The 23,432-nt window shown below is 44.8% G+C and carries 22 protein-coding genes, 3 pseudogenes and 1 riboswitch; of the genes and pseudogenes, 4 read left to right on the top strand and 21 right to left on the bottom strand.

Annotated elements, in window-relative coordinates:
* Positions 1-138: 138 nt before the first annotated feature.
* From AB4185_RS15555 to AB4185_RS15540, 4 genes are all read right to left on the bottom strand, one after another.
* On the bottom strand, positions 139-903 hold the full coding sequence (locus AB4185_RS15555; protein WP_065585089.1) for an ABC transporter ATP-binding protein: 765 nt from the start codon (positions 901-903) through the stop codon (positions 139-141).
* 12 nt (positions 904-915) lie between these two features.
* Complete coding sequence (locus AB4185_RS15550; RefSeq protein WP_065585088.1) at positions 916-1,866, bottom strand: iron chelate uptake ABC transporter family permease subunit; 951 nt, start codon at positions 1,864-1,866, stop codon at positions 916-918.
* Positions 1,859-2,812: an ABC transporter permease gene (locus AB4185_RS15545; protein WP_017061896.1), complete on the bottom strand. Its 954-nt coding sequence runs from the start codon at positions 2,810-2,812 to the stop codon at positions 1,859-1,861. Before AB4185_RS15545 ends, AB4185_RS15550 begins: the two co-directional genes overlap by 8 nt.
* A gap of 100 nt (positions 2,813-2,912) precedes the next feature.
* Positions 2,913-3,845, bottom strand: coding sequence for a siderophore ABC transporter substrate-binding protein (locus tag AB4185_RS15540; protein WP_017066720.1), 933 nt, complete (start codon positions 3,843-3,845; stop codon positions 2,913-2,915).
* 926 nt (positions 3,846-4,771) lie between these two features.
* Between AB4185_RS15540 and AB4185_RS15535 the strand changes: the two genes are divergently transcribed.
* Positions 4,772-4,981 carry a hypothetical protein gene (locus AB4185_RS15535; protein WP_004731601.1) on the top strand — a complete coding sequence of 70 codons (210 nt, stop codon included), beginning with the start codon at positions 4,772-4,774 and terminating at the stop codon, positions 4,979-4,981.
* Positions 4,982-5,210: 229 nt separating this feature from the next.
* Here the strand turns inward: AB4185_RS15535 and AB4185_RS15530 are convergent, their stop codons facing one another.
* The 6 genes and pseudogenes from AB4185_RS15530 to AB4185_RS15505 all read right to left on the bottom strand — a co-directional run bounded on the left by AB4185_RS15530 (position 5,211) and on the right by AB4185_RS15505 (position 9,781).
* Positions 5,211-5,804, bottom strand: coding sequence for a hypothetical protein (locus AB4185_RS15530; protein ID WP_017064416.1), 594 nt, complete (start codon positions 5,802-5,804; stop codon positions 5,211-5,213).
* Between the two features lie 252 nt (positions 5,805-6,056).
* Positions 6,057-6,713: a potassium channel family protein gene (locus tag AB4185_RS15525; protein WP_372104392.1), complete on the bottom strand. Its 657-nt coding sequence runs from the start codon at positions 6,711-6,713 to the stop codon at positions 6,057-6,059.
* Positions 6,714-7,814 carry an AI-2E family transporter gene (locus AB4185_RS15520; protein WP_372135628.1) on the bottom strand — a complete coding sequence of 367 codons (1,101 nt, stop codon included), beginning with the start codon at positions 7,812-7,814 and terminating at the stop codon, positions 6,714-6,716. It abuts the gene before it with no gap.
* 22 nt (positions 7,815-7,836) lie between these two features.
* Positions 7,837-8,409 (bottom strand): annotated as a pseudogene (locus AB4185_RS15515) (hypothetical protein); the annotation flags it as partial.
* A pseudogene (locus tag AB4185_RS15510) lies at positions 8,398-9,078 on the bottom strand (PAS domain S-box protein); the annotation flags it as partial. The pseudogenes AB4185_RS15515 and AB4185_RS15510, both read right to left, overlap by 12 nt.
* Positions 9,079-9,352: 274 nt before the next feature.
* Positions 9,353-9,781, bottom strand: a complete 429-nt coding sequence (locus tag AB4185_RS15505) for a PACE efflux transporter (RefSeq protein ID WP_372135627.1) — start codon at positions 9,779-9,781, stop codon at positions 9,353-9,355.
* A 138-nt stretch (positions 9,782-9,919) separates the two neighbouring features.
* On the opposite strand from AB4185_RS15505, the gene AB4185_RS15500 reads away from it, so the two are divergent.
* Both AB4185_RS15500 and AB4185_RS15495 read left to right on the top strand, forming a co-directional pair.
* Positions 9,920-10,822, top strand: coding sequence for a LysR family transcriptional regulator (locus AB4185_RS15500; protein ID WP_104216404.1), 903 nt, complete (start codon positions 9,920-9,922; stop codon positions 10,820-10,822).
* A 421-nt stretch (positions 10,823-11,243) separates the two neighbouring features.
* Positions 11,244-11,588, top strand: coding sequence for a thiamine-phosphate diphosphorylase (locus AB4185_RS15495; protein WP_372135630.1), 345 nt, complete (start codon positions 11,244-11,246; stop codon positions 11,586-11,588).
* 100 nt (positions 11,589-11,688) lie between these two features.
* Here AB4185_RS15495 and thiE read toward each other — a convergent pair whose 3' ends face one another.
* Positions 11,689-12,306 carry a thiamine phosphate synthase gene (gene thiE, locus AB4185_RS15490; RefSeq protein ID WP_372135626.1) on the bottom strand — a complete coding sequence of 206 codons (618 nt, stop codon included), beginning with the start codon at positions 12,304-12,306 and terminating at the stop codon, positions 11,689-11,691.
* Positions 12,307-12,567: 261 nt separating this feature from the next.
* Here thiE and AB4185_RS15485 point away from each other — a divergent pair, with 261 nt between their 5' ends.
* Positions 12,568-14,511, top strand: coding sequence for a methyl-accepting chemotaxis protein (locus AB4185_RS15485; protein ID WP_136978326.1), 1,944 nt, complete (start codon positions 12,568-12,570; stop codon positions 14,509-14,511).
* A 123-nt stretch (positions 14,512-14,634) separates the two neighbouring features.
* Here the strand turns inward: AB4185_RS15485 and thiM are convergent, their stop codons facing one another.
* From thiM to AB4185_RS15435, 10 genes and pseudogenes are all read right to left on the bottom strand, one after another.
* Positions 14,635-15,420 (bottom strand): hydroxyethylthiazole kinase, encoded by a 786-nt coding sequence (thiM, locus tag AB4185_RS15480; protein ID WP_017064406.1) that lies wholly within the window; start codon positions 15,418-15,420, stop codon positions 14,635-14,637.
* A gap of 29 nt (positions 15,421-15,449) precedes the next feature.
* Positions 15,450-16,130: a thiaminase II gene (gene tenA, locus AB4185_RS15475; protein WP_017061912.1), complete on the bottom strand. Its 681-nt coding sequence runs from the start codon at positions 16,128-16,130 to the stop codon at positions 15,450-15,452.
* A gap of 8 nt (positions 16,131-16,138) precedes the next feature.
* On the bottom strand, positions 16,139-17,095 hold the full coding sequence (locus tag AB4185_RS15470; protein ID WP_372135625.1) for an ABC transporter substrate-binding protein: 957 nt from the start codon (positions 17,093-17,095) through the stop codon (positions 16,139-16,141).
* 46 nt (positions 17,096-17,141) lie between these two features.
* Positions 17,142-17,876, bottom strand: a pseudogene (locus AB4185_RS15465) (ABC transporter permease); the annotation flags it as partial.
* Between the two features lie 103 nt (positions 17,877-17,979).
* Positions 17,980-18,738 carry an ABC transporter ATP-binding protein gene (locus AB4185_RS15460; protein WP_102428984.1) on the bottom strand — a complete coding sequence of 253 codons (759 nt, stop codon included), beginning with the start codon at positions 18,736-18,738 and terminating at the stop codon, positions 17,980-17,982.
* Positions 18,728-19,612, bottom strand: a complete 885-nt coding sequence (gene thiD, locus AB4185_RS15455) for a bifunctional hydroxymethylpyrimidine kinase/phosphomethylpyrimidine kinase (RefSeq protein WP_017064402.1) — start codon at positions 19,610-19,612, stop codon at positions 18,728-18,730. The genes AB4185_RS15460 and thiD overlap by 11 nt, the downstream gene beginning before the upstream one ends.
* Positions 19,613-19,710: 98 nt before the next feature.
* A riboswitch (TPP riboswitch) is annotated at positions 19,711-19,822 on the bottom strand.
* Positions 19,823-19,920: 98 nt separating this feature from the next.
* On the bottom strand, positions 19,921-20,838 hold the full coding sequence (locus AB4185_RS15450) for a DMT family transporter (RefSeq protein ID WP_017061917.1): 918 nt from the start codon (positions 20,836-20,838) through the stop codon (positions 19,921-19,923).
* Between the two features lie 77 nt (positions 20,839-20,915).
* Positions 20,916-21,656, bottom strand: a complete 741-nt coding sequence (locus AB4185_RS15445) for an AraC family transcriptional regulator (RefSeq protein ID WP_017061918.1) — start codon at positions 21,654-21,656, stop codon at positions 20,916-20,918.
* A gap of 244 nt (positions 21,657-21,900) precedes the next feature.
* Positions 21,901-22,152 (bottom strand): DUF2999 family protein, encoded by a 252-nt coding sequence (locus AB4185_RS15440; RefSeq protein ID WP_004731647.1) that lies wholly within the window; start codon positions 22,150-22,152, stop codon positions 21,901-21,903.
* A 107-nt stretch (positions 22,153-22,259) separates the two neighbouring features.
* Positions 22,260-23,357: an ElyC/SanA/YdcF family protein gene (locus tag AB4185_RS15435; protein WP_372104417.1), complete on the bottom strand. Its 1,098-nt coding sequence runs from the start codon at positions 23,355-23,357 to the stop codon at positions 22,260-22,262.
* Between the last annotated feature and the right edge of the window lie 75 nt (positions 23,358-23,432).

The following is a 23,432-nucleotide window of genomic DNA, read 5'->3' as shown; positions in this document are numbered from 1 at the left end:
TTTCCGGATTGGTATTACCTTTGCATTGCAACATTTCACTAACAACACAGATACTATCCGAAAACAAAAAGAGCTCCTCATATGGGAGCTCTTTTCGTTCAACGGCTAGAAAGCAAAACAACCGAGTTATTCAGTAATCTAACGACCAGAATAATACATACAGATTCGAACACCATCGAACTCACGAATCTCAAATGGGATCTCGTAGATAGACTCCATCACTGATTTTTCAACCACTTCCGAAACCTTACCCGACTTAACCACTTTGCCTTTCTTCATCGCAACAATGTTATCTGAGTAACAAGAAGCGAAGTTGATGTCATGAATCACGATAACGACCGCTTTATTGAACTCATGCGCTAAACGACGCAACGTCTGCATGATTTCAACCGAGTGTTTAATATCAAGGTTATTCAGAGGCTCATCTAAGAACACATAATCCGTATCTTGCGACACAACCATCGCGATAAACGCCATTTGACGCTGACCGCCACTCAACTCATCAAGGTATTTATTTTGGATGTCAGTAATGCCAAGGTGTTCTAGTGCTGTATCGACGATTTTATGATCTTCGTCTTTCAAGCGACCTTGAGAGTGTGGGAAGCGACCAAAACAGACCAACTCACGAATCGTAAATCGCATATTGATGTTGTTTGATTGTCTTAACACGGCAAGGTGCTTGGCTAGCTCTTTGGTATCCCACTCAGCCAGTAACTTATCGCCAATGACCACTTCACCTGCGTCACTGTCGGTTAAGCGGCTCGCCATTGAAAGCAGTGTACTTTTACCCGCACCATTTGGGCCAATGATAGAAGTCACTTCGCCTTTCGGGAACATAGCACTGGCATCATCAACCACGAGTGACTTGCCATACTTCTTAGTTAAACCTGTTAATTTAATCACTACTTACTACCTTTACTGAATTCTGGTGCGTAACAACAAGAACATAAAATACAAACCGCCGACCAAGTTAATAATCACACTCACAGTGGTTTCAAACGCCATCACTTTTTCGATAAACCATTGGCCAGAAACCAATAGAACGACCGCTAACAAACTGCTTGCGATGATAAGCACACGATGTTGATAAGATTTGAATATCTGACGAGCTAAGCTCACGGTGATTAAACCAAAGAACAGCACTGGGCCAACCAAAGCAGTCGATACCGCGACCATCACTGACACAATCACCAAGGTAATCTGAGTCAGTCGTTTGGTGTTCACACCCAAGCTTGTTGCGTTATCAACACCAAGCCAAAGTACATCAAGCTTAGGCGCTAACAACCAAAGGCCAAGCAAGCTCAAACCCAAAGGAATAAGGCTGAGGTAAACCAACTCGCCTTTCACGTTATTGAAACTTGCGAACATCACATTCTGCAGCACCGCGAACTCGTTCGGGTCAATCAACATCGCCAAGAAGTTAGACAAACTCGAGAATACGCTGCCACATACGATGCCTATCAACAGCAGTGTGAATACGTTGTTTCGCTTGCTCTTAAAGTAGAAATGGAACAAAGCAAACGAGAACAAGATCATCACAGTTACAGACATCGAAAAGTTTGCGATTGAATCAATCACCCAGAAACTGGTACTGCCAAACACAAACAGAAGTACCGTTTGAACCAGCATATACAAGCTATCAAAGCCCAAGATGGATGGGGTTAAAATTCGATTATTAGTAATGGTTTGGAACACCAATGACGATGCAGAAATCGCCACCGCCGCCAACACAATTGACAGTAGTTTAGGTAGTCGCAGAGACAAGAAGAACTCGTAGTTATCCCACGTCAGCCCCTGCCCGATGAATAGCGCTGTCATACCCAAAGACGCGATAGCCAGAATCGCAATTTTTACTGAATCACGCATTCGACTTGTCTCTCATGATTAGGTAAATAAAAATCATGCCACCAAAGATGCTGATTACCATCGAGATTGGAATCTCATAAGGGAAGATGACGATTCGAGCTAGCAGGTCACAAGCCAACACCAAGATCACCCCCCAGTAGGCAGTCCAAGGCAGAATCTTCTTCATGTTATCGCCCATCATCAGCGACACGATATTCGGCACGATAAGGCCAAGGAATGGGATAACACCAACGATCATCACCACAGAGGAGGCACTGATAGCCACTAACGCAACACCAATGAAGACGATCTTCTGATAATTCAAACCGATGTTTTTCGCGAAGCTCTCACCGATGCTCGCCGCACTGAACTGGCTCGCGAAATAGTAAGCCAATACACAAGCAGGCACCGCGAGATAAAGGATTTCATAGCTGCCCTGCAACACGCTCGCAAAGTTCGCCATAGTCCATGCCGACATGGTTTGTACTAAGTCGTACTTATAAGCAATAAAGGTTGTTAGAGACGAAACAACGTTGCCATACATAATGCCAATCAAAGGCACCAATACCGCGTTCTTAAACTTGAGGTGTTGTAGGAAGCGAACCAATAGCATGGTGCCAAACACTGCAAACGCGAAGATAAAGCCTAAGTAGCTCCATTGCGCAGCATTGCCTAGCACTAGAATGCCGACAATGTAACCCAACATCGCACAGTCAATGGTGCCCATCGTCGAAGGCGCGGCAAACTTGTTCTGTACGATTTGCTGCATGATCAAGCCAGAAACACTCAATCCCGCTCCGGCAAGCACGATCGCGAGTAGTCGAGGGATCCGACTAACAATATAAATAGAGTTGGCGTGTTGGTTGCCATTGAAAAAGTCACTAAAACTGATTTCAGCGACTCCAATCATCAATGACGCAACGCATAACACAACAAGAAATACAGCAGCTGCAATGGGTTTCAACATAGAAATAATACTAAAGGTAGGTCTCGGGTAGCCCGTATAAAAAAGTGAAAAAGGGCTTATAAGAACACTCTTATAAGCCCGAAAATCTGATGGTTAGTAACTATTGAATCGTACGTTCAATGTCACTAATCATTCTGTGAATCGCCGTCACACCGCCACCAGCCAGATACCAAGCACTTGAATCAAGGTAAACGATATTGCCGTGCTGCGCTGCAGGTGTTGCCGCAACCAGTGGGTTATCAAACAGTTGTTGAGCGCGACCTTCTGATTTGCCAATCGCTTTTTCGCGGTCAAGCACGTAAAGCACTTCCGGTTTTGCATCAGCAATGTATTCAAAAGAGATTAGGTTGCCGTGTGTTCCTTTGATCGGAGCCACAGTTGCACTCTTTGATTCCACGAAACCAAAGTCATCAAAGATGATTGAGAAACGGCTGCCTTTGTTGAACATCGCAATGTTGTTACCGTTGTTCATTAGCATCATTGCTGAAGTTTCGTCAGACGCTACTTTGTCGTTTACCGCTGTGATAGAAGCTTGAGTCTCTTTAATGATCGCTTCGACTTCAGCTTGCTTACCAAAGATGTCGCCTAGCACACGCCAGTTTTGCTGAGCATCAGCCCAGTACTTGTCGCCTTCAATAGAAAACATGACAGTAGGAGCAATTTGTGCCAGTTTGTCGTAAACCTTAAGCATGCGGTTTTCCGCGATGATGATGTCAGGCTTCAACATGTAGATAGCTTCAAAATCAGGTTCGCTTAAAGAGCCTGTATTTGCCGTCGTATCTTTGTACGAAGCTAGGTAATCAGGCAGCAAGCTATGAGGCGCGCCAACTGGCTGTACACCAATTTTATCGAGCACGTCTAAGCTACCGTGGCCTAGAACCACCACTCGCTGTGGTACTTCAGTAAACTGCGCTGTGCCTTTCACATGCTCAATGGTGACGGTTTCCGCATGCGCGGTCATCATGAATGATGATGCTAGAACGATGGCAAGCCCGCTCAATAACTGGCGAACTGAATTGATTGTTTTCTTCATGTTTCTTCCTTTGCCATTGATACAAACCACCACTCATGACAATGAAAGTCACATTACTCATAGACGAGCATGGGGCGTACACAACTGCTAAATAACGATAATTTAAAGTCTGTCATTGGATTGACAACAAACTTGTAAAGCAAGTGAGAACTATTATCAATTATATTTGCACTAAATTGGCGATACAACAACTTTATTATTCAGAAACGTAAAAGTGAGTATTCATATTTTGCGTAGTCAGGAGAGGTATTAGGAATCAGAAATATCAAAAAGACGCGAAGAGGAAAATACTCATCAACCTGAAGAAAAAAACAGATGGGGAAAGCACCCAAAACCCTGTAATTACAACGCTGAACCCCAAAATCATGGATTGTAATTTACAATGTAAAGATCATATACAACAGAGACTTAATCATCACCAAATTAGCTGATCAATTAAACCCACTAATGACAACGAATACGAACAGCTGAAAAGCCAAGACTCAGTCAGATATCATGGTCAAATCCCTGACCTTCGCTCATTTAACCTTCAGTAACCGATGGTAAATCACCCAAAAATATTTTTGAATTTAATTGAAATAGGGTTGTAATTTTGAAAACTAGGCGTATAGTTCGCCACCTGGCTCTAATCTATAGAGCTGTTAATGCTAAAGTAAGTCCAAGTTCCACATAGACAGTTCTCGATTCCCTCGTTACACCATCTCTGCGTCAGCTTTCACCCAGATAGTCATTCAATAGCTTTTAAATTCGATCCTACTACCGATCTATCGTCATTTGCTCTTTTGTCAGCGAAGTCAGAATAGATCGAGCACTTAAATACAAATGTAATAAACACAAGGCACAGTTATGTCACGCAGAACAACACGACAAACCCATTGGTACCAACTATCACGCGAAAAAACAGTCAATAAACTAAAAGGTAATAAATGCTCAAGATTAAAATAGATTTACACAAAGAAGAGATTTCATGGGTCACCGAGATTCGACAGCTCAATAGCGATATACTCCACCGCCACATATTGCCCAAGCTACAACATCACAGCTATCTCATCGACTTTGAATTTAATGAACGAGAAAGCATCGGAACTATCGTTTCAGGCAACGGAAACACCCTAGGACATTTCACACTCCTATAGCATTTCCCAAAGGCTACAAAAGAAACACCATCTAGTCCCAAAGATGTAAAAGATGTCACCCTCAATTCGCTCTAGCAGAACAAAATAGAGTAGAAGTAAAACAGATCTGAAACCTAGCCTTTTTGCATTTCACACGCGGCTAACGCTAGCTAGGTTATCGTACTTCTATTGAAACCAACTTATATCAAACTCTGAATCACCATTGAGTCATTATCAGTGCATTCATGGACTAATAAGTTAACGGCATCGACCTTAACTTCTGATCAAGAGTATATAAGTGTTCTGCAGCTTGCATGTGTTGAGGGTAATCACTGAACTTCTCACGATTCTCCTCATTCATCTTACATGTCTCATCCACCAGCATTAACTTCCAATACAGCTTCGTTGTATGCAGCATCGCCAGTAACGGTTTGAACACCTCTTTCTCATAAGCTTGAATCAACTCTTCAATCAACTCGTCACGTTCGTCTTCGCTTGCGATTGAACCTTCGGTTGCCGACAACACTTTTTGATACTTCAGATTTTGTTGCAGCTTATCCATAACCGTTTGGTTATCTTCCGCTAAGTCAACAAGCTTCGACTTAATGATATTTACCCAATTCGCTTGGCTCAGTACTGTGTCATCAACGCTGGTAAAGTCTTCTCGTATTTGTCGTTCAACGTCTTTTTGAGCTTTCTTTAAAACCGCACGCACCTTTTGGAAAGGCAACTGATACTCCTTACTTAGCTCGATAATCAGTTTATGAAAACCACCGTTTGGAAGGTGTAAGTTTTCCTTAAACGTCGCCATTGCAGCTTCTTGCTGTTCGGTAAGGTGAGTCATTCTGTTTCCTATTCTTTATCACTTATGGTGCTGAGCCCGCGATCATACCATTATTACCCTCGTTTTTTCGGTAACTTGATAGGTTATATCTAGGTGCGTACTTAAATTCTCTCAATACGTTATCTTTTGGTTACTTATTAATCCATATGGCGTTAAATGGTAAAACTGATCATCGATTAAAATCCATACTACACCTGTTCCAACAAAACAGACTTCTAACTTATACAGGTACTTAAATGAAAAAGATTGCACTTAAGATTGAGACTGTGCAAGTCGAATGCTCACCAAACTCGCCACCATGATAACTAAGTAAAAGCTGCCGATAATGGATTCCATAAACACAAAGAATTGAGCAATAGGCAGAGCTGGTGATATGTCGCCGTAACCAACCGTAGTCAAGGTGATAAAGCTAAAGTACATCGCATTAAACAAGTTCGTCAGCCAGACTTGCTCTTCTAACCCGTTAAAGGCATTAGGAAAGATCTCTAAAATTAACAAGTAGATGGTCGACCAAGCAAACCCTAGCAACAAGTAAATACAGATGGAGCCGATGATGTGATTGGGTGTCACCGTTTTGGCTTTCATCACCTGCTTCAACGCCGAGTAAATGTGTGAAAACAAGAACACAGCCAACGCCGATAGCGTCACTATCGACAGGTTATAGCCTTCCAAAAATGAAAACACGCCAGACACGAGCGCCGTAATCAATAACAGCCCATACCAAGAGCGATACAAGGCTCGCTCTTTATGAATACCGGCAATTGAACTCGCCAACGTAATAATGATAAGAAATAGGATTGTTTTCTGGCCTTGCGGATAAAACTGCTGCATCACCGCGCAACCAAGAAACAACACCAACAGTGCATAGAATAAGAAGTAGAAGTTGTCGTCTTTAGAGACTGGCTTCATCTATTTTCCCTCGACCTCTGAAGGTTTTTTCTCAGTTTCTTGTTGGTTTTTCTCTTCAAGTCCAAGCCACGCCATCATCAGCTCATAGCTTAAACTCAGTATCACAGCACCGACAAACAGACCGACGATGCCTGACATCGCCATTCCGCCCAGTGCACCCAATAGAATTACCAACATTGGAATGTGAGAGCCACGGCTCAGCAATACTGGCTTTAAGATAGCGTCACTGCCGCTCACCAAAATACACCACACTAAGAACAAGCTCGCCGCCAGTGTCGATTCAACGCTGAACATGTAGATGATCGCCGGTAATAGAGCGAGAATCGGTGGAAGTTGGATTATCGCAATGAGCAGCACAGCTAGCGCCCAAAACGCAGCTGCTGGAACGCCTGCAATCACCAAACCGATTGCCGACATCATGGATTGAATCACAGCCACACCAATCACACCTTGCACAACGCTTCGCACGGTCGATTTAGAGAGCTCTACCAACTCTTCACCTTTACCGCCCGTTAAACGCGCCACTAAGTGAGTCACGCCGGTTTTGCATTTATCGGCATTACTCATGAATGCACCCGCAATGATGGTAGAGATGATGAACTGAATAAAGCCGCCACCTAACGAGCCAAGAACAGAAGCCGCTTTCGTCGCAAACTGTTTAAGTTCATCCGCATACTTTATGAAAGTGCCTTCAATATTGTTGGAGGCGGCAACCAAGGTTGAATAAACCTTCTCACCTATGAATGGAATATCTTGTAAGGACTCTTTCGGTTTAGGCAATGACAATGTGCCATCTTGAAGCCCTGTCATCAGGTCAGTCGCGCTGGTGTAGATACCAGAAGAAAGCGCCGCCAAAGGAATAAATAGAAGAATCACACCAATAAAGCTCAGCAATGCACTGGCTTTACCTTTCGACATCCCGGTTTTATTTGAAATTGCGACCGCCACTGGATACAACGCAGTCGCAATGATCGCACCCCATATCACCAGAAGAATGAATGGGCGCAAAATCGAAAAACACCAATACACGAGCATGGCAATCGCTGCGATCTTGATGGCAGCGTCTATCGCCTGTTTTGAAAAATCATCGGTTAACTTCATGAGACGTCCTTGTTAGACAAAATTAAGGCTGATTTTGTAGAAACTTCCAATTCCGTGTTTCTAGGAATAGAGAAGCCAAAATCATATATATGCCAATTAACACTAATTGGAATATGCGTATAAGAGTGTTGCTATCGATGTCACCGGAGCTCATCAACGTGCTACCAACCAGTACGAGCAACGTACTAAATGCAGTGGCGAAAATAGGTGCTTTTTCGGGAACCGTGTAGATCTTGGTAGCCATAAGAATGGCAATAAGTCCTATAAACAAAGAATAGAAGACAATGTTGGGTACTATAGAAAGAATTGAAAAAGCAGCAATCGCCAGCAATCCCCCGATACCGTTACTTATCACCAAAAAAGCGCTCAACTTTATCGACTTCTCTGACGTAATCATCAACGATAACAACGCAATGAACATCATTGTCAGTAAAGCTTCAGATATTTGAAAAATAAAGAAAAAACACACCACAGGATAGGAGATAATCATCGCCTTAAAGGCCGCATACCAACGCTGTTTCTTTTCGAGTGGCGCAGCAGCGAAGCCTGAGAACGCCGATTTTGGCTCAGGGAAAAACACATGCACTAACGCAAAACAGGAATGTGTGTAACCATAACGCTCTGCCAGGTTAGAATAATGTTTTAAGTCGCTATCAAAGCGGCGTCGATTCCAGCACCCTGTCAGTGAATCCGTTTCCACCAGCATTCTTAATCGACGCTCCAATATCTTGCGTCGGCTAATATCCGTAAAGGTCACCACGTACTTGTTATTGTGCGGCAGAATTTCAGTTAGCTTTTCCACCACAACGTTTGCGGTAAACTGCTCACCAAGTCGACTGACGCCACTCAACTCACCTTTCCATCTCTGGTTTTCCTTCAGTGAGCGAGTAATGGTCGTGATTAGGCTGCTGTTATTCATAAAACAGAGATCAGAAATCGGACGAGATTCGACTTGGTCAAAGGCATAACCTGAAACCCGAGAGAATTGTTGATTCACTTGTATGACCCTCAATTGACTATCGAGGACAATAAAACCTGCGACACCATCAATGATCGCTTCCGACAAGTTATTCTTGCTTTGAGCCATTTCATGTCGATAAAGGCGTGCGGTAATAAGAGTGCTAAGTAAAAACAACGCACACACCGAAAAAAACATGGCTGGCGTAGAAGCAATACTCAGCAACCACAAGCTAAATGCCATATTGAGGACAAGTGCAGACACCACGTATAGCGGCATTTTTCGGTCATAACTTAACTTGTTCATAGTTTGCTCTGGTGATGGGCGAATGACTATGATGGCTAAGTTTTAATTAAGATATTTACCATTTTACGACACATACAAATTCAAATTACATATCGAACAATAAGTGCATAGGGTTACACTAACTATTAAGCGGAAGAGATTGAAAAGATTCGAGACCGCCACTTTGAATGCCAACCAGTGCCGGGTTACCTAGGCCTACTAACCGAATATCTCCGTCAAAATAACGAATAAACAAACGGTTAGTGGCCAAGCTCGTGTTTACTGACTTGGTAGATTACTGAACGGCTAGCTCCCCTCTGCGTACCCAGAATGCTCGAACATGGTCATAAATCAGATTAAACACAAACGCGTAAATGGTAATAAAAATGGTCACGCCGATGTCCATCAAAAATGCCTGCCATAACCCCACGTTAAGTAAGTATGCCATCACAGGGATTGTCGCTATCAACAAGCCAGCCTCAAATAGCACGACATGAAAAACACGTAACTTAAGCGAACGCTTTGATTTTTCCCCCGTGAAATAACGATCAAAAATACGGTTAAAACAGTAGTTCCAAATCATCGCGATGGTCGCAACAACTATCATGGTTTCTGATAAGGCATTCACATCATGATCGGTAAATATCGCTAAGCCTATAATTGATAGTGTGACGGCCAATACTTCAAATAACACAGAGTGGAACACTCTTTCTAACGTACTCATACATTCCTCTAAATAATCTATTACGTGTTGGATTGGTCGAGATTATGTCACCTGAAATAATAAGAGAAAGTTAACAGCCATCACGAATAGTGATAGCCTAGGAGTTATTACTCCCTTTGGTATTGAGCGAGAGATAACATGTACAGTTTTGAGCAATTAAAAGTCTTCGTCACTGTGTGTGAAAGTGGCTCTTTCTCTGCCGCCGCTCGCAAACTGAAACGCGCTCAGTCTGGAGTCAGCCAGTCGATCGCCAACCTAGAAATTGCCATCGACCAAGAGCTGTTTAATCGAGAGAAAAACATCCCCGTTTTGACCAACACAGGTAAAGCATTATTACCTGTCGCTAAGTCGATTCTCGACCAACAAAAGTACTTCGACCAAAAAGTAGAATCGCTCACACAAGAAGATGAGCACGAACTGATCATTGCGGTTGATGAAAGCATCATAGATAAGAATTTCATTAAGATAATCAGCTCACTGGCCGATCAGTTCCCAATCACGCACTTCGATATCATCACCACTTCTACCTTCGATGTTGAAGATCTAGTGAGACGTGGCAAAGCGCAGATTGGCATCATCTATGCGGATGGTGAACTTAAAGTGGATATGGACTTCTTCTTACTGGGCCAAGCGCGTTTCCTAACTGTTAGCTCTGCCACTCACGAACTGAGTCGCATGTCCGTAGTACAAGACTCGGACCTCAAGCGTTATCGCCAATGTGTGCATCGCAGCTCAAAGCAGCGCGAATTGTGGTTCACCTACGGTATTAGCTCGATGCTTTGGTATGCCAACAACCACAAGACCATTGTTGATCTCGTTGAACAGAACGTAGGTTGGGCAAATGTGCCCGAAATGATGGTGATGGAAGGCATTCAAAAAGGTGATCTTGTGGCGTTACCTGTCTCGCACGAGCATGGTGGTTGGATTACTCCAGTGGGTTGTTTGGTGTCTCGCAGCCACATCAATGGCCCAGTGCTCACTAGCCTTATTGAAAAGCTTAAGGGGCACTCACTGCAATACAATCAATGGCAAGCCAACTAGCCTCCCCTGTTTACAAAACATCTCCATTTTCAAAACATCGTCAATTGAGATTCAATATCGGCATGGAACACACCACCGCTACCTCATTTCTGCTTATCTTGCCGATAAATATCTTTGTCGTGTGGATAAAACACCCTAGTTGATGTCCCAAAGTGACATAACTACTATGCGATCCCAACGGGTTTGTCTTTTCAAACGAATATAGACAGACCCAAATCGTTCTTTAACACCACTGACCCAACTTCAAATCTCCCAGATAAGCGCTCAGCCTTGCCGTTGCTTATATCGGTTTCAAATAGATCACTTTTTGAATATTAATTCGCACCCAGTTTATGAGCGCTCTTTGAGTGCTTTTTTATATCTAAATGAACCTTTTGGAAAATTTGTCGTGAACGTTTTAAGAAATATTTGCCCTGAGAAAATGGGTAAAGAGCGTAACAAACGAGAGTATGATTTACGCGTACTTAATTGTGTCAGTGAAAGCGAATATGAATCGCGTATGGCGGTTTGGAATAGCCTTGCGTTAACTGCTACTCCGTCTGCTTCGGAAACAAAGGGCTTCATCGATGAGTCTTTCAACAAGCTTCAACAAGAGCTGAAAGAAGCTAGCCGTGAGTTATCGATTAACTACACGGACTTCATCGCAATGGCGCATGAAGAGATCAACTACATTAAGGTGTTTGTTGCTGATAAAACAGCACAATACGGTTGGTACGCTGCGATCGTTCTTATGGTCATCGGCACGGTTGCTCTGTGTATTCAGTAAGTTAGACCACAAATTTTACTGGCTACTGCATCGAGCGCTTTAATGCGCTCTAACTAGAAAACAAATGACGAGTCTCATTTGTTTTCTAGCCACCACAAACTCACTCTCCCATCAAAAACAACAAATCTTGGGTCGCTTGTTTCGGGTCTTCTGCGTGACATATCGCTGATACCAACGCCAGGCCGTGAATACCTGTCTGAACCAACTGCGGAATGTTCGATTCGTTGATTCCACCGATACCAACAATCGGCAATTTCGTTGTTTTCAAAGCCATTTGAATACCTTCGTAACCCCAGTGTTTCTTGAGGTTTGTCTTGGTCGGTGTCGCAAACAGCGCACTAAGGCCAATGTAATCAATCGGCAAGCTATCGGCTTCTTGCAGCTGCTGCTCCGTCTCAATCGATAACCCAAGAATTTTATCCGCGCCAATCAGCTTGCGTGCTAACTCCGCAGGCATATCCGATTGCCCCAGATGCAAACCATCGGCATCAACGGCTAATGCCACATCGACTCGATCATTAATGATCAGCGGCACACCCGTTCCAGCTAAAACCGATTTAACGGCCTCTGCACGCTCAATGAACGCTCTTACGTCCCCATGTTTTTCTCTCACTTGAACCATAGTGACGCCACCAGAAACCGCTTGTTCAACCACGAATTTAAGCGTTTCTAGATCTTGTTGGTCGTCAGTCACCAGATAAAGTTTATAAGGGTTCATCGCGTACCTTTGAAGTCGATTTCTAAAATTGGTTTTCTGCCATTTTACCGACAAATCACATCCTATGCATGGAAGTTAGCACTTAATTCCTTAAGTTAGGCGGTTGAATTCAAATACGCAACTCGTTGAAAGCATGTCGAAAAACCCGATTTTTCTAACAAAAGCGTTACTTATTACACAAACTATTCGCTTTAGCATGCCCAGAATGCTGTTTTATGAAATACTCCCCTATGAAGGAATCAGGTAAATATAGGGATAGTTATGCGCCACCTTTCTATAGCGCTCAAGATCAAGCTGGGTTATGCCATCTGCTTGCTCTTTTTCGTCATTTCAGGCCTTGTGAGTTACAAAGGTATTCAAACCTTGTCGAACGGCTTTAGCCAGTACAGTGACCTCAGCCACAAGGCGACATTGTCAGGCAACATTCAAGTGCACTTTCTTCAGATGCGTTTAGCTTCTGAACGTTACTTAGAATCATTGGATGATCAATACGAAGCGAATTATCAATCGAGCAAACTTGCGATTGATGAACTGCTGAACAACTTAATCCAAACCACCACCAATACTGATAGCTTGTCGAGCCTGCAATTAGTGCAAGACAGCGTTGCAGCTTTTGATGCGGCTTATGGATCAATGAAACAGAGCCAACTGCTCATTGACCAGTTAGTGAACGTGGAGATGGTCACACGAGAAACCAACGCACTGAAAGCGGCTCAGAGCTTATTGTATGAGTCTTACAATAACAATGATCCAAACGCGAGCTTATACGCAGGCATGTTGATGGAGAACTTCCTCGCAGCCAAGATCACAGTGCTGAGTTACTCAAACAACAACGACCTCAAAACCTATGAAGCCGGTAAAGACATCTTTGAATATGCTCTGCCAGGTATCGAGGGCGATATTGAGTCTCTTAAATCATCTCCTTATCAAAGTGAACTGATTGAAGATTTCTCTAACCAACGTGAAGCGTACGCGAAAGGCTTTGAACAAGTTCACCAACAGATGCTGGAGAACACTCAAAGAACCGCTACCCTCGCCTCTATTGGTGACAGCTTAGCGATTTCGGTAGCTGATGCTCAGAGCATTCTAGAACAACAGAAACAAGCATTAACACCAGAACTGCAAGCCAGCGAAAAGCGCTCGATTCAAATCATCATATTGCTGACGGGTGTGGCTTTAGTTATTGGCATGACGAGCGCCGTGTTGGTGACTCGCTCTATTACTAAAGGCATCGCACAAGTTAAACAGATCACCAACGAGCTTTCTCAGGGCAACCTGAATGTGGAAGTGAACATTGAGAGCAAAAATGAGATTGGCGAACTGCTGACTAATATGGAGATCACCATTGAATCTCTGCGCGATATTGTTGGCCAAGTGAACCGTTCTAGCGTGCGTATTGGTGAGATGTCGGAGTCACTCAATCAAGTGACAAATAACAGCTCGACCAACGCAACACAATTGAACAGTGAAATGATCAATATCTCTTCTGCCGTTGATCAATTAGCTTCCAGCACATCAGAAATTGCGGCAAGTGCTAACCACGCGTCTCAAGTTGCCAACCAAGCCACCGAGAATGTGGCGATGGGACTGAAAGAAGTAGATAAGACACTGCATGAAATTGGTAGCGCCGATGAAAGCATGCAGGTAAGCAGCCAAAAAGTGACCGACCTACATAAAGAGTCGATGAACATTGGTGCCATTCTTGAAGTAATCAAAGGCGTTTCTGAGCAGACCAACCTGTTGGCATTGAATGCGGCTATTGAAGCTGCGCGCGCAGGTGAACAAGGTCGCGGATTTGCAGTAGTAGCCGATGAAGTAAGAACGCTCGCTAAACGTACCCAAGACTCTGCTAGCCAGATTGATGAGCTCATCACCTCACTACAACGTGGCGCTAAAGATGCGTTAGAGTCTATCAAAGAGAGCCACAGCACGGTTTCAGACGCTTCAACGCAGGCGCAGCAAGCTTCTCAGAACTTACATGTGATTAATCAACACATCCAAGATCTGAACCAAGCCAACAGCCAAATCGCGGTGTCGGTTGATGAGCAGGATCGTCTTACCAAATCACTGGGTGAAAACGCGCAAGGTGCAAACACTATTGCTCAAAGCAACCAAGAGTCGGTAAGCAGCATTTCAGGTGCAGCGAGCGACTTAACCGAGGTTGCTCATCACCTAGAGAGCCAAGTTAACCGATTTAGAACCTAGCCAGCCAGTCTATACACAGCTGACACAGTTCCAAACCAGTAATAAAAAGCCCCCTACACATAAGTGTCGGGGGCTTTTTTAAGTTAATCTAACTCTAACTTGTGGCTTAGAGTTAGATTAGCCCTACTGAATCTTCAAGCGTTGAATCAGAGTCTCTTCGTCTAACTGATACAACTCATCAAGCAAGTTAATTTGCAAGCTACCTGGGCCGCGAGAGTTTTCAGCCGCGATTTCACCAACCACGCCTAATACCGCTGCTGCAGCTAAACCACTATCATCACCAACAGCCGCGAAAGCACCCGTCAATGCAGTTAAAGTACACCCCATACCCGTCACATACGGCATCATTTGGTGTCCATTGTTTAACGTCACCACGCTGTCTTTGGTGACAACGTAATCTGTCTCACCAGATATCACCACATTTGCACCGTATTCAGCCACTAAGCACTGTGCAGCACCTAACGCAGCATCACTGCTATCAAGCGCATCAACGCCTTTGCTCTGCGCTTGTTCGCCCGCTAACGCGATAATCTCAGACGCGTTACCACGAATGATCAACTTATCGGCTAAGCGTGCAATTTCACGAGAAGTCTCGGTACGCAACGTACTTGCCCCACAACCCACAGGGTCAAGAACCACAACCTTGTTGTTCGCGTTAGCTTGTTCAACCGCAAAACACATTCTTGGCGTCCAAACGCTGTCGAGCGTGCCGATGTTGATCACCAAAGCGCCAGAAAATGACATCATCTCTGCCAGTTCTTGTTGTGAGTGCGCCATAATAGGCGAAGCGCCAATCGCTAATAACGCATTGGCCGTGTTGTTCATCACTACATAGTTGGTGATGTTCACAACCAGTGGTTTTTGCTCTCGTACTGCGCGTAGCGATTGAATAATTTGTTCAGTAAGCATGGGTAAATCCTTATTCGTGAAAGTCGCTTTTAAGCCGCTGTTGAATCATCAAGAGCGTTCAGCCCTTGCTGCCAAAAAGCCACTTCCATACGCGTTGCGGTTTTGAAGATATGAACGATGTTCTGACCGCGTTCGCTGTTGATATCAATTTCAGCAAGCAACTGATTGAAGTATTCCGCGCCCGTTGCTACGCCAGACTGGAACTCTTCACTGCCATACAGTTGCAGCCAGCTTGCGTATGGGTTGCCTTCCAAAACAGTATCACTGCTTTCTAACAGCGCTTTACCAATCACGGCATAACCGATTGAACACGGAGCCAGTGCCGCATATAAGTCGACAAGATCACCCGTCATACCCGCATCTAGAACGTAGCGCGTGTAGGCAACAGTGCCGAAATCTTCAGGCTCGTTTTCTAAATCCGATTCGGTTAAACCCCACTGACCACAGTAAGTCACGTGGTGTGAAATTTCAGAATCTAACAGAGCATGAACACTAGGCAGTGCACGACGCATATCAGCCAAGGTTTTAGCCTTGTAAATTGCCAATGCATAAGCACGGGCATACTGCTTTAAAAACAAAAAATCTTGCTTCAAATAATGCAGAAAACACGGCTGAGCGAGGGTGCCGTTTGCTAGCGTTTTAACAAAATCATGCTCGGTGTAGTCTTGCCAATCTTGCTGACAGGCTTGGATTAAGTCTTGGTATTTCATGAGATTCCTTAGTCAAAAGTCGGTACGTAATCAGCGGCTTTTGGTAGTGATTTGATGATGCCTTTGTCGAACATGAACTGTGCGTAATCGTCGTAACGCTTCATATCTACAGCAGAAGGGCGAAGTGCAAAGCGAGTCAATGTGTCGTTCCATGCGCGTTGGTTAAGCTCGTTATTCAACGTATCTGGTGAATACGCCACAAACTCACTCCATGACTCTTGTGGGTGGTTCACAATGTAAGTCGTTGCTTGTTCCAATGCTTTGTTGAAGGCTTTGATTGCTTCGTCGTCGTGTTTCTTTGCGTTCGCAACAAAGATAAGCTCGTCGTAAGCGGGCACACCGTGCTCTTCAGGGAAGAATGCCTTAGCTTTAAAACCTTCAAGTGCTAATTGGTTAGTTTCGAAGTTACGCAAGCCACCCCAGATTGCGTCTACCTTACCCGATGCCAATGAAGATGAAAGTGCCCAACCGACATTGATGGTTTGCACGTCTCTAAACGCAACATTTTCTTGCGCTAGCATGGTGCCGATGGTTGCTTCTTCGTTACCCGCAATCGCAATACCGATCTTCTTGCCTTTCAGATCCGCTAGCGAATCGTTCTTGCCGTTATCCAGTACCATAAGTGTGTTCAGTGGCGTCGCGATAAGGGTTGATGCACGAACTAAAGGAAGACCCGCTGCCACATCCATGGTTAAGCTTGGTTGGTAAGTTACCGCTAAATCAACCTTACCTGCAGCAACCAGTTTTGCAGGTGTGCTTGGGTCTGCTGGTTCTTGAATTTCAATGTCTAAGCCTTGGTCAGCAAAGTAGCCACGCTCTTGAGCGATCACAATCGGACCATGGTTCGGGTTCACAAACCAATCCAACATCAGCGTCAGTTTCTTCTGTTCAGAGTCCGCTAGAGCATGACCTGAAACCAATGAAGCAAGCAGTGCCACTGCACCTATCAATTTTGTATTTTTCACGGTTAACCTTTCCTCTTGAATATTATTCTTATGTTGAGCGAAGCCATCATTGGTTTTCCCAAGGGATAGCTTTTTTGAGTAATTTATCTGTAACGAAGTAGAGCGAGATAGACAGCACCGCCAAGATGAACAAGGCAGCAAACATCTCATCGATGATCATGCGCGCGTTGGCCTGCAGCATTAAGTAACCCAGCCCCTCACTCGAACCAACCCACTCGCCGACAACCGCTCCAATTGGCGCAATCACCACAGCCACACGAATGCCAGACGCTAAGGTTGGCAGTGCGGCAGGAAGTTGGATATGACGTAGCAATTGCCACTTCGATGCACCCATCGTCTTGGCAAGATCGAGATAACCTGTCGGAGTATTACGTAAGCCGTCGTAACAACAAGTCGTCACAGGGAAGAAGATAATGATCGCCGCCATCACCACTTTTGAGGCGATGCCATAGCCAAGCCACAACATCAATACTGGAGCAATCGCAAACACAGGAATCGCTTGGCTGGCAATTAAGATAGGTAACAGCCAGCGTTTTAGTGGTTCGAACATCAACATCTGCAAGGCGAAAAACAGCCCCATCGACAAACCGAGTAGCAGCCCAAGTAAGATCTCCTGCGCAGTCACCCAAGTGTGCTTGAGTAACACATCGTAACGTTCGATTAGCTTAATAAAGACTTCTGCAGGCGCTGGCAGAATGAAGCTCGGCATCTCGAAGATAACGACCACCATTTGCCATAAACCGAGAATCACAGCACTGCTGATCAGCAAACGCATAACGGGATTCATCTGACGAGGGCGCTTAGTCGTGATCTGTGTGTTAGTTGAACTTTCTTCCATTGAGTTTTCTATCTTGGAGCTATCAGTAGCTTCGCTTCGCGTTAGATCATTCATAATCACGCTCCAACTGATCTAAGATCGCTTGTTGTAACTCAGCACATTCACCATCTAACACTCTTGGTGTGGCAGTGAGAGGCACAGATAAAGACTGAGCGTTCGCCGGTGTGCCTTGCAACACATACAAATTGTCCGCCAAACGCACCGCTTCTTGTGGGTCATGGGTGATCAACACAACGGTTTTATCTCTCAACAGCTCACACGCTAAGCTCTGTAGTTTGTGTCTCGTTACCGCATCCAGCGCAGAGAACGGCTCATCCATCAGCACCACTGGCTTGTCTTGCATTAAAGTTCGAGCCAAAGCGACACGTTGACGCATACCACCAGACAACTGATCCGGCATCGCATTCGCATAATCAGCCAAACCAACCGCAGCGAGCAACTCGAGTGCTTGATTGGTTTGCAGTGCTTTGTCAGAAGCTGAATTTTGAAAACGATGACTCAGACATACATTGTCGATAACCGACAGCCACGGCAGTAACAAATCCTGCTGCGCCATGTAAGCGATGCGATCCGTTAAAGGCAATTCATCAGAGGTTGTCAATGTTCCCTGCCACTCCACCTTGTCGTCCAACAAGCCTGCCAGATAACGCAATACCGTGGTTTTCCCGCAGCCACTTCGACCTAGCAATACCGTCCACTTACCTGCGTTTAAGCTAAGCGACAATCCCGATAAGGTTGCGTGCTCACTGTCGTTATAACGTAAAGAGGCATTGCTGAGCTGAACACCCACCGTATTAACGGACATTCCCGTGCCCAGCGAAGAAGTGATTTACGGGCCCATGACCTTGGCCGACTTGCAACTCATCAGCATGAGCAATCGCGCGCGAAATGTATTGTTTGCCTAGCTCAACAGCCTCTGACAGCGTGTTGCCTTGCGCTAAGAAAGAAGCAATAGCAGATGAAAGCGTACAACCCGTACCGTGGGTGTTTTTGGTAGGAAAACGCTTCGCACTAATCAAAGCAGACGTGGTTGGCAGAATCAGTAAGTCGTTACTGTTCTCATCCTTCTCTAAATGACCGCCTTTGAGAAGAACGGCTTTAGCACCTAGTGCACGCAGGTCTTCAATCATATCCTGCATTTCGGCTTCGCTTTCAGGCACAGCTTTGCCCGTTAGTGCTGCGCCTTCCGGCAAGTTAGGCGTAATGATGTCTGCGAGCGGAATCAGTTCTTGTTTTAGCGTGGTGATCGCCGAGTTTTCTAAAAGAAGGTCGCCACTTGTCGCCACCATGACAGGGTCAATCACTAGGTGTTTAGGTTGGTATTGTTTGATTTTGTCCGCGACGACTTTGATGATTTGCGAATCCGCCAACATGCCGACTTTTACCGCCACGATATTCAAATCGGTAAACACTGCATCTAACTGACTAGCGACATGCTCTAGTGGGATTGGAAATATAGCGGACACGCCTTGGGTGTTCTGAGATGTAATCGCGGTAATTACCGAACAAGCGAAGCTACCCGTTGCAGACATGGCTTTAATATCAGCTTGAATGCCCGCGCCACCACCACTGTCAGAACCCGCAATGGTCAAAACAATCGGAGTATTGATCGAAGAAGATTGGTTTTCTGGTGTTTGAGTGCTGTTAGGTGATACTTGAGAATTGGAATGCTGTGTCATGGTCGCTCCTACTGTCTAAAAGACGTAAGAGAACCGAACTTTGGCCGCAAAGAGAGTGTGGAGGTGAAAGCAATGAGAGATCATTGTTGAACCACGTAGGCAAAGTAATCATAGTTCCCTACGCCAGTGTTAACTGAATCAGGTTCAACGGGTCTCGAATAACGATCTCAGCAAACACCAACTAAGGTATATGCCCCCCGACTATTGATAACGATAGTAACAGCACTCTCGCAACTGAGATACTCATTTTATTCAATTATAAGAATCACGCATGAATTTAATTCAATTAATCCCGTTTTAACAAATACTTATAATGGCTTTTTAGTTGGCTGAGATTGGATGAATAAACACATCACTATCAAGAACATACCTAGCCATCCAACCAATGGAATAAGCTCACCCACAATACACACGGCCAACACGGCGGCAACAACTGGCTCAAGTAAGGTAATCAAGTTGGCGCTACTCGCTGTGACATGGCGTAGCCCAAAACTGAAAGCGATATAGCCTAAACATTGAGGAAGTAACACCAAGTAACTCACCACCAATATATTGGTATTCGATGCGAACAAGTTATCCCCCGTAAACCAAAGCGTTGGCAGTAGCAACATCGCTCCTAGCCCAAATATGCTGCCCATCGCTGCTTGCGACTTAATGCCTTCGTCTATCAGAGCTTTTGTCGCCCATGAATAAATGGCGTAACACAACCCAGCAATCAACCCTAATCCAATGCCCAAAAGCTTCAGATCGTCACCAGAATCATTCGCTGATGATGATTCTGAAAATACCAGTAGCCCAATACCAACCACGCCAATGGCAAAGCTCGTTAACCAACGTTTGTTGATATTATTCTTTTTGCTAATAAGACACTCTAAAAGTGCAGAAAAGAAAGGAGCAGTAGCTATCGACACCACTGTGCCCATTGCGACACCCGATAACTTCATCGAAGAGTAAAAAGCCAGAGGATAGATCGCCAAAGCCAGCGCACTCGCCGCTAACAACTTTTTGTTGAGCAAAAGCTTATCAAGTGAAGATAAGATCTTTCGATACGCCAAGACTGCTTGCATTAAGCCGCCGACGCCCATTGAAAAAGCACCAATCGCTAATGGGCTGAGATCAGGCGCAAAGCTTGCGGCGGTGCCTGTCGTGCCCCATAAAACAGAAGCAAACACGATGGCTAAAGTGCCCGTTTGGAATTCGTTAACGCGATTGATGGCAAGATTCATTTCTATTACCTAGTCTATTTTCATTTCTGAAATAGATAATAGTGAACATATACTAAGTTGAGTTTGCCAAAAGGACGCTATTCTTGTTTTGGAAGACTCTCTTTCATCGAGCCCAAAAACGCCCTTGGAGACATGCCAAAGTGCTGAGAGAAGCGTCGACTGAATGCAGACAAGTCACTATAACCCACATTTTCTGCGACCAATTGAACGGGTAAATCGGTATGGCTAAGCAAGGCTTGAGCTTTCTCCATACGATAGCGAGTGATGTACTTAAGCGCACTGATTCCAATGCACTCTTTAAAGCGCTTCTTAAATTGAGTGGGGCTCAAGCAAGCCGTTTCTGCAAGCTGAGAAATAGAGAGAGGCTGGGCGTAATTATCCGCAATGAGCCTTTGGACCGCTCGAATACGAGGGTCGATGCTCTTGCTGACTTTTTGTTGCTCTAATAACAGTGAAAACACATCCAAGATGGATGATTCAATGCCACTGTCCACTTGGTATTCCAACTGCTTTTCAACAAACAGCAAGAAGCTCATTAAGGGTGGCGTGATAGTAAACACCGAGAGCTCATGCTCTAACAAGTGCTGCGGTAACTCTGCCATATCTGCGACAATAAACCGCGCTGCTTCATCCGCCTTAAACGCATGCGCTGTGGTTACCGGAATCACCACGCATTCGCCCACGGCCACCTTGCCGACATATCCCACCATTTCAATACTAATACTCCCTTGAATAGGCAGCACGAGTTGATGGTAGCCATCATGGGCATGAGTATTAAATTGCTTGGTGTAAGATCGAATGCTTAAGCTAGATTTCATAATCAACGCCGGAGTAGATCGGTTCAGAACGAGTTAAAACACGAAAGTACATGATTTGAACAAGTGAGTCACATCGAGTTGGCATTTGTTAGTACCCTAACCCATTCTAATGGCGATCAAAAAAGCCGCTCAAGCATCAATCACAATGCTCAAACGGCTTTTTACTAGAGTCTAATTAGCGCTGCCAAGAACAGTTAGCCAAACCAGCTATCGCTCATGAGCTCAATCGCTATATCACACTCGGTTATTTTTGAAGTTGCTCTTTAGCGGCTTCAACCTTAGAAAAATCTAGGCCAAGCTCTTCAACTGCTTCTTTGATTAGCGCAGGGTTTTGCATTACCTGGCCCATCAGCATTTGAAGTTTATCTTGTGGTAAGCCAAGTTGGCTGATCGTCGCCATTGCTGCAAGAGGGTTCTCGGTCAACGTCTTGAATAGCTCGCTGATCTGCTCGTCGCTAATATTGTTCTCTTTCAACATTGCTAAAATCGGGTTCATTTTTTTGCCTTTGAAACACTAAATTAAGTAGGAGCACAGCATACCATCTAGCTGTGCTCGATTGTACTAGCAACTTATACTTTGCCTACTGTGAAGTAACCCTAAGCCTAGCGAGACTCTAGTGGGTAAGAGCGGTAGCTCCACATACCATAGGTTCTAAGCGCATCTCGGTAGATACCTAGTAGCTCACCATCACTCGCCTTCTTAAGATCTGCGAGTGGCTTGTCTGGGTAAGAAACCGTATCAAAAGTAATGCCCTGAGGGCCGGTTTGCCAGCTAGCGATTTCAAACAGAGTTTGACCACGACGAACATGGCTTGCCGAGCTAATAATGGTCGCGTGCTTAATATCATGGCGAGCAAGTGCGTAGCTACTGAACAAGGCATTGCCAACCGTGCTAGTCGCATAGTTTTCTTCAATGATGCGATCTTTGCTTACCCCTTTATCGATAAGCCAGTCCGCCATCAACTTGCCTTCAGTCTTGTGGTTCTTCGGCACGCCACCCGTTAACACGATCATCGCATCCGGATTCGCTTTAGCCATCGCCAATGTCGTCTCAAGACGCTCAATCAAGATCTGATGCATTGAGCCGTCTGGGTTAAGCGCGTAGCCCAATGTAACAATTGCGCCATGATCATCAAGCAAGCCTTTATCCGCAGACTCTTTCAACGGTGTTTCTAACACGCGGTCGACCGTAGCAAAAATGCGTTTGATGTCTTCTGCTTTACCTTTGTTCAGGCTTTTCAGTTTCTCCATGTGCTTATTAGATTCACTTTCATTGCCTTCAAATCGCTGCCAAACCGCAAGATAAGCGTGAAGATCAACATCGTCTGGTGCAACCGTCAGCGCTTGTTCAAACAGCTCAATAGCGCGCTCTGCATTCTTGTTGTAGATCTGAGCGTTCGCTGCCGAGATAAGCAAGTCAGTACGGTAAGGTTCTAGTTGGTAAGCTTCTAACAATCGGTTAGTCACAATTTCCATGTTGCTTGGCATTTTAGCCGTAAAGCCCGCGTGAGAAATTCTTGCCGGAGACTTAAACGCCTGCAACGCATCAAGAAGTAATTGGTCGACAACTTGTCGCTTAGTCACCAACTGCGCGTAATCCGCAGAAGCCTGTACTGCGCCGTCGTTAGCAGCAAAAGAATAAGGTGTTGCGCCAAAAGCCAGCATGCCACCAAGAGCGAGGGCGATAATGTTCTTTTTCATGAAAAGATCCTGTGTCGTTAAGTGTTCACATCAGATTTGCTCACCAATGTAAGTCCCTAAGATTAAAAAACCGTG

The sequence above is a fragment of the Vibrio sp. 10N.286.48.F5 genome, from assembly GCF_041469785.1.
In the GTDB taxonomy this organism is placed as follows: Bacteria; Pseudomonadota; Gammaproteobacteria; order Enterobacterales; family Vibrionaceae; genus Vibrio; species Vibrio crassostreae_C.
The sequence above is the reverse complement of the archived record's forward strand: the minus strand, read 5'-3'. Positions and strand labels throughout refer to the sequence as shown.

Bases quoted from the DNA above. Each gene is read 5' to 3' on its own strand.
- AB4185_RS15550 (WP_065585088.1), bottom strand. From the start codon at position 1,866: ATGCGTGATTCAGTAAAAATTGCGATTCTGGCTATCGCGTCTTTGGGT.
- AB4185_RS15545 (WP_017061896.1), bottom strand. From the start codon at position 2,812: ATGTTGAAACCCATTGCAGCTGCTGTATTTCTTGTTGTGTTATGCGTT.
- AB4185_RS15540 (WP_017066720.1), bottom strand. From the start codon at position 3,845: ATGAAGAAAACAATCAATTCAGTTCGCCAGTTATTGAGCGGGCTTGCC.
- AB4185_RS15535 (WP_004731601.1), top strand. From the start codon at position 4,772: ATGCTCAAGATTAAAATAGATTTACACAAAGAAGAGATTTCATGGGTC.
- AB4185_RS15530 (WP_017064416.1), bottom strand. From the start codon at position 5,804: ATGACTCACCTTACCGAACAGCAAGAAGCTGCAATGGCGACGTTTAAG.
- AB4185_RS15525 (WP_372104392.1), bottom strand. From the start codon at position 6,713: ATGAAGCCAGTCTCTAAAGACGACAACTTCTACTTCTTATTCTATGCA.
- AB4185_RS15520 (WP_372135628.1), bottom strand. From the start codon at position 7,814: ATGAAGTTAACCGATGATTTTTCAAAACAGGCGATAGACGCTGCCATC.
- AB4185_RS15505 (WP_372135627.1), bottom strand. From the start codon at position 9,781: ATGAGTACGTTAGAAAGAGTGTTCCACTCTGTGTTATTTGAAGTATTG.
- AB4185_RS15500 (WP_104216404.1), top strand. From the start codon at position 9,920: ATGTACAGTTTTGAGCAATTAAAAGTCTTCGTCACTGTGTGTGAAAGT.
- AB4185_RS15495 (WP_372135630.1), top strand. From the start codon at position 11,244: ATGGGTAAAGAGCGTAACAAACGAGAGTATGATTTACGCGTACTTAAT.
- thiE (WP_372135626.1), bottom strand. From the start codon at position 12,306: ATGAACCCTTATAAACTTTATCTGGTGACTGACGACCAACAAGATCTA.
- AB4185_RS15485 (WP_136978326.1), top strand. From the start codon at position 12,568: ATGCGCCACCTTTCTATAGCGCTCAAGATCAAGCTGGGTTATGCCATC.
- thiM (WP_017064406.1), bottom strand. From the start codon at position 15,420: ATGCTTACTGAACAAATTATTCAATCGCTACGCGCAGTACGAGAGCAA.
- tenA (WP_017061912.1), bottom strand. From the start codon at position 16,130: ATGAAATACCAAGACTTAATCCAAGCCTGTCAGCAAGATTGGCAAGAC.
- AB4185_RS15460 (WP_102428984.1), bottom strand. From the start codon at position 18,738: ATGTCCGTTAATACGGTGGGTGTTCAGCTCAGCAATGCCTCTTTACGT.
- thiD (WP_017064402.1), bottom strand. From the start codon at position 19,612: ATGACACAGCATTCCAATTCTCAAGTATCACCTAACAGCACTCAAACA.
- AB4185_RS15450 (WP_017061917.1), bottom strand. From the start codon at position 20,838: ATGAATCTTGCCATCAATCGCGTTAACGAATTCCAAACGGGCACTTTA.
- AB4185_RS15445 (WP_017061918.1), bottom strand. From the start codon at position 21,656: ATGAAATCTAGCTTAAGCATTCGATCTTACACCAAGCAATTTAATACT.
- AB4185_RS15440 (WP_004731647.1), bottom strand. From the start codon at position 22,152: ATGAACCCGATTTTAGCAATGTTGAAAGAGAACAATATTAGCGACGAG.
- AB4185_RS15435 (WP_372104417.1), bottom strand. From the start codon at position 23,357: ATGAAAAAGAACATTATCGCCCTCGCTCTTGGTGGCATGCTGGCTTTT.